This window comes from Methanocalculus sp. (genome assembly GCF_030651615.1).
In the GTDB taxonomy this organism is placed as follows: Archaea; Halobacteriota; Methanomicrobia; order Methanomicrobiales; family Methanocorpusculaceae; genus Methanocalculus.
The window spans coordinates 1-4,657 of the sequence record NZ_JAUSCG010000161.1 but is presented as its reverse complement, the minus strand read 5'-3'; the positions used below and the strand labels follow the sequence as shown (position 1 = coordinate 4,657).

Sequence of the window (4,657 nt, the reverse complement as noted above, 5' to 3'; positions counted from 1 at the left end):
AGTACTGCTCTTCTGCTGCTGCTCATCTGCTCGGTGCTGATCGCCCCTGCATCTGCTCTGCCGGATATGAACCATGACGAACTTGGAGAAGCGATTCTCCCGTACATGCGTTCGACGTACCTGGGCGATGATCTCATCCATTATGCCGCATCTGAACTCCAGGTGGCTGCATGCAGGGTGCTCGGCTTCCCTGAACCCCCTGAGAATACGAATGTACTGAAGATTGCCACATCGAATGTTATACTGGATACGAAATTCTATAGTGATTACTACATCGGCATCTTTGCAAAGGTGTCAAATATGCCCTTAATGAAGATGGAGAGTAGTGGTCTGATCAGCGGGCTCACAGCTGAACGATATGAGGTATCCGGGGATAATACCGAGTGGACATTCTATCTTCGGGATAATCTCTTCTGGAGCGATGGAAGACGGGTAAAACCGGAGGATGTCGTCTTCACCTTTGAGTATCTCGGGGAACATGAGCCGAATGCAGGCTGGATCAAAGAGACCCTTCTCAGTACCCGGATATCAGAAGAGGATAATTCGGTTACGTTCGTCTGGAACAAGCCATACACCACAATCAATCTGGAGTTCAATACCTACAACCTGATACCAAAGCACATCTGGGAGGAGATCGACTCCCCAACCACCTATGATTCACCCGGCCCCTTCGTCGCACATGGACCCTATTATATCGAGGATGTCGATCTGAATGCGGCAATATTGACGTTTAAGAAGAACCCACACTGGAAAGGACAACAGCCCTACTTCGGAACCGTTGAGATCCACTGGTATGCAAATGATAATGCAGCCGCTCTTGCTCTTGAGTCCGGTGTGGTTGATTCGTACTACAAGTATGCAAATTCATATCCGTATGCAAATGTCCAGCGGCTGGTGAACACCGGGAACTTCAATATCCTCCAGAGGCAGAGTATCGGACTGACGTTCCTTGCACCGAATCTCAAGCGGGCTCCGATGGATGATCTCCAGTTCAGAGAGGCCCTTGCCAAAGCGATCAACTATCAGGAACTGATCACAACAGAGACCCTCGGGTATGGGACAGTGCCAAACCGTGGATTCGTTCCACCAGGTATGGATCATTACAAGGCAACACCACAGCTCACCTACAACCCAGCAAATGCACGACAGATCCTTGCAGATGCAGGATATAAAGATATCAATGGGGATGGTTTTGTTGAAGGGAAGAATGGTGAGACAATTAACCTTGAACTTGTGGTCAGAGGCGGATATGAACGGATCGGCCCGCTACTTAAAGAGTACCTCGAAGCTGTGGGTATCAAAGTGACGGTCACCCAGGTTGATACTGCGACATGGGTCAGCCGGAAGGACAATTACAATTATGATCTGACTGCAACAGCAGCCACCCCCTGGGGGATGCTGATGCATGCAGGCTGGGGTACCGGATACTTCGATTCGAGGCGAACCGGACAGGGTGTCCTGCATAACCTTGATGATCCAACTTATCTCCAGCTCTGTGACGACATCCTCAGTACAACCGATCGGAACCAGATGAAGATCTATGCTGAGGAAGTGCAGGACTACTTCAACGAGAATCTTCCTGCCATTGCATTGTACTGGAAGCAGGATGTGATTCCTTATAATAAAAAATACACCGGATGGTATTACCAGCCGCTCTTTGGGATCTACACCCATGAGACTTTCCTTAATGTCAGGCCTGTATAAGATGTCCGATCGGATGGTTAGCTGGGAGGAGGTTCTTATCTCCTCCACCTATTACCGCTCTCTTATCGAGAAGAAGATGAGTCATGACGATTTCTGGCGAAGTATTGGGGACATGGATGATGTGATCGGTATCACCGGCTATCCTGGTGCGATCGTATCCTCAATCTCAGGTTATATGCACCCTGCATCGACTATACTTGATATAGGAGCTGGAACAGGTGCTTTTGCGATTCCGCTTGCAGAACGTGGATACTCAGTTATCGCACTCGACCCCTCGGCATACCATCTCGGTATCCTGAAACAGAAAGCTGAAGGGAAAGGGCTGATAAATATCCGCTATCATGAGGATCTTTGGAGCGATCAGTCATCCACACTCATCGGAGAGGTCGACTATGCCCTCTCTGCCTACTCGATGATCGACCCCGATCTCGAGGGCTTTATCCAGCGAATGATCGATACAACCCGACGAGGATTCTTCCTCATCTATCGTGCGGGAGAACCGGATCCGGTGGACCGCTATGTCTTCGGTGATAAACCAAGAGCCGGTTATCGTTATATTACCCGTGCACTTGATCAGCTCGGCTCCTCCTATCGTGTGGATTACTTCAAACGAACTTATTCATTACCCATCCCGATTTATCTGAGACGGTACCAGGAATCTGATAAAAGGAGTGAAGATATTCTGGCGTTCTTACAAGATCACGGGAGACTGAACGGTGATTCCACCGTATCCTGTGAGGTCACCGATGCGATGATCTCTGTACTGAAGGATGCCGATCCGATAGACTCCACAGTGCCGGAGCAGTGATCCGCTATGGGTTATATTGCAAACCGCCTGATTCGATATGCCGTCTGCCTCATCTGTATCATCACACTGAACTTTGCTCTTCCAAGGGCAATGCCGGGTGACCCGGTCTGGAACATCATCGGTGAGGATGTCTATGTGAGTGAAGAGGCATTACAGGAGATCCGAAGGGAGCTTGGACTGGATCGTTCTCTTTTTGAGCAGTTCCAGATCTATATCTCATCGCTCCTCCATTTCGATCTCGGATACTCATACATCCTGAAGAGTTCGGTCTTTGATCTGATCATCTCGCGGATGGGCTGGACTCTCCTCTTCGTTGGTATCGCGATCATCATCGGAGCGATCATCGGATTTCTCGTCGGGGCATATACCGGCTGGCGTTCAGAGACGAGGATGGGGCGGTTGATATCGGTCCTCTCTCTCGTCATCTCCTGTACGCCTGCGTACTTCCTTGGCCTCCTCTTCCTCCTTGTATTCTCCTTCCGCCTCGGCTTATTCCCATTCAAAGGCCTCTATACGGAGCCGACCCTTGCAAGTATCGCCCACCATCTCTTCTTGCCGATCCTTGTTATGTCCCTCTTTGCTGCATCCAGAAATATTCTGATCATGAGGGGGAGTACGATCCTTGAGAAGGCAAGCCTCTATGCACTATATGCACGTGCGAAAGGGTGTACTGATCGGGGCGTCCTCTATGTTCATGTGCTGAAGAACGCCTCGCTCCCCCTCATCGCTCAGGTGGCACTCGACTTCGGTTTCGTCTTTTCCGGAGCCCTTGTCGTTGAGATCGTATTCACCTTGAACGGGATGGGGACTCTCATCTATAACGCCGTCCTTGGACGTGATTACCCCATCCTCCAGGGCTCACTCCTCCTCATTGCAATTACGGTGATCATTGCAAATCTTGCTGCGGATCTCATCTCTGCTGTAATCGATCCCCGTATCAGGGAGGTGGGAAGATGATACAGGTAAACCGGTATGCACTCTTCCTCATGATCGTCTTCATCATTCTTGCAGCAGTGCCCGGCCTTCTTGCACCATATGGGTTAAAGGAGCGGTCACTCCCCTATCAGGACCCTTCATTAGAACATCTCCTTGGCACAAACGATATCGGACAGGATATCTTAAGCGAACTGATCTATAGTACACGGATCTCACTTCTGGTTGGTTTTGCAGCAGGAACGCTTGCAACAGTGATCGGTCTGATTGTCGGCCTTGTTGCAGGATACTACAAAGGTGGCGTCAGTGAGGTGCTGATGGGTATGACCGATGTGGTATTGACGATACCAAAACTCCCGCTGATCATCATCGTTGCGGCATTTCTCAGACCGAGCATCTGGATACTCATCCTCATACTTGGCCTCCTCGGCTGGGAGTCGATCGCACGAGTTGTCCGTTCAAAAGTGCTTCAGATCAGGGAGTCGGGGTTTGTGATGGGAGCTCAATGCATGGGATTTTCCCATCCATGGATCATGGCAAGCGAGATCGTCCCAAATATCATGCATGTGGTTGCACCGAAGTATATGCTGGCAACAGCAGCAGCGATGCTCTCCGAAGCATCTCTTTCGTTCCTTGGGCTTGGGGATCCGAATAATGTCAGCTGGGGGATGATGATATCGTTTGCATTCTCACGGGGCGGTTTTATCCGTGATATGTGGTGGTGGTTCCTTCCGCCAGGGATCTGTATCACCCTCTGTATTCTTGCGATCGCTGCAATTGCATTCTCTCTCGGTGAGGATTCAAGGGAGGTGTGGCAGGATTGAAGGCGATCATTGAGATCCATAATCTTTCCGTGACCTTCCATGGAGATCAGATCGTCTCGGCGGTCTCCGGGGTCTCACTCACCATCCATACGGGTGAGGTTATTGCATTAGTCGGCGAGAGTGGATGTGGTAAATCGGTGGTTGCCCATGCAATCGTCCGTCTCCTCCCAAAAGAGGCAAAGGTCACCGGGAAGATCATCTTTTTGGATCAGGATATGCTCACCCTTGATGAAAGGGCGATGGTTGAGATCCGGGGTGCAAAGATAGGTGTCATATTCCAGAATCCTTCAATGGCATTAAACCCGCTCCATATGGTGGGAAGGCAGGTCGCAGAACCCCTCAGGCTTCATCGTGGTCTCTCAAAAGATGAAGGGCTTCTCGGTGCATC

General features: G+C 50.2%; 5 protein-coding genes. All 5 read left to right on the top strand.

Going from position 1 to position 4,657, the window contains the following annotated elements; translation table 11 throughout:
* Positions 1–1,704: ABC transporter substrate-binding protein (locus tag Q7V06_RS07120; protein WP_304840032.1), on the top strand; the 1,704-nt coding region annotated here is incomplete at its 5' end.
* Positions 1,688–2,512: a bifunctional 2-polyprenyl-6-hydroxyphenol methylase/3-demethylubiquinol 3-O-methyltransferase UbiG gene (locus tag Q7V06_RS07115; protein WP_304840030.1), complete on the top strand. Its 825-nt coding sequence runs from the start codon at positions 1,688–1,690 to the stop codon at positions 2,510–2,512. The genes Q7V06_RS07120 and Q7V06_RS07115, both read left to right, overlap by 17 nt.
* A 6-nt stretch (positions 2,513–2,518) precedes the next feature.
* Positions 2,519–3,469: an ABC transporter permease gene (locus Q7V06_RS07110; protein WP_304840028.1), complete on the top strand. Its 951-nt coding sequence runs from the start codon at positions 2,519–2,521 to the stop codon at positions 3,467–3,469.
* Positions 3,466–4,269: an ABC transporter permease gene (locus tag Q7V06_RS07105; RefSeq protein ID WP_304840026.1), complete on the top strand. Its 804-nt coding sequence runs from the start codon at positions 3,466–3,468 to the stop codon at positions 4,267–4,269. The genes Q7V06_RS07110 and Q7V06_RS07105 overlap by 4 nt, the downstream gene beginning before the upstream one ends.
* The coding region (locus Q7V06_RS07100; protein WP_304840024.1) for an ATP-binding cassette domain-containing protein at positions 4,266–4,657 on the top strand (392 nt) is incomplete at its 3' end. The genes Q7V06_RS07105 and Q7V06_RS07100, both read left to right, overlap by 4 nt.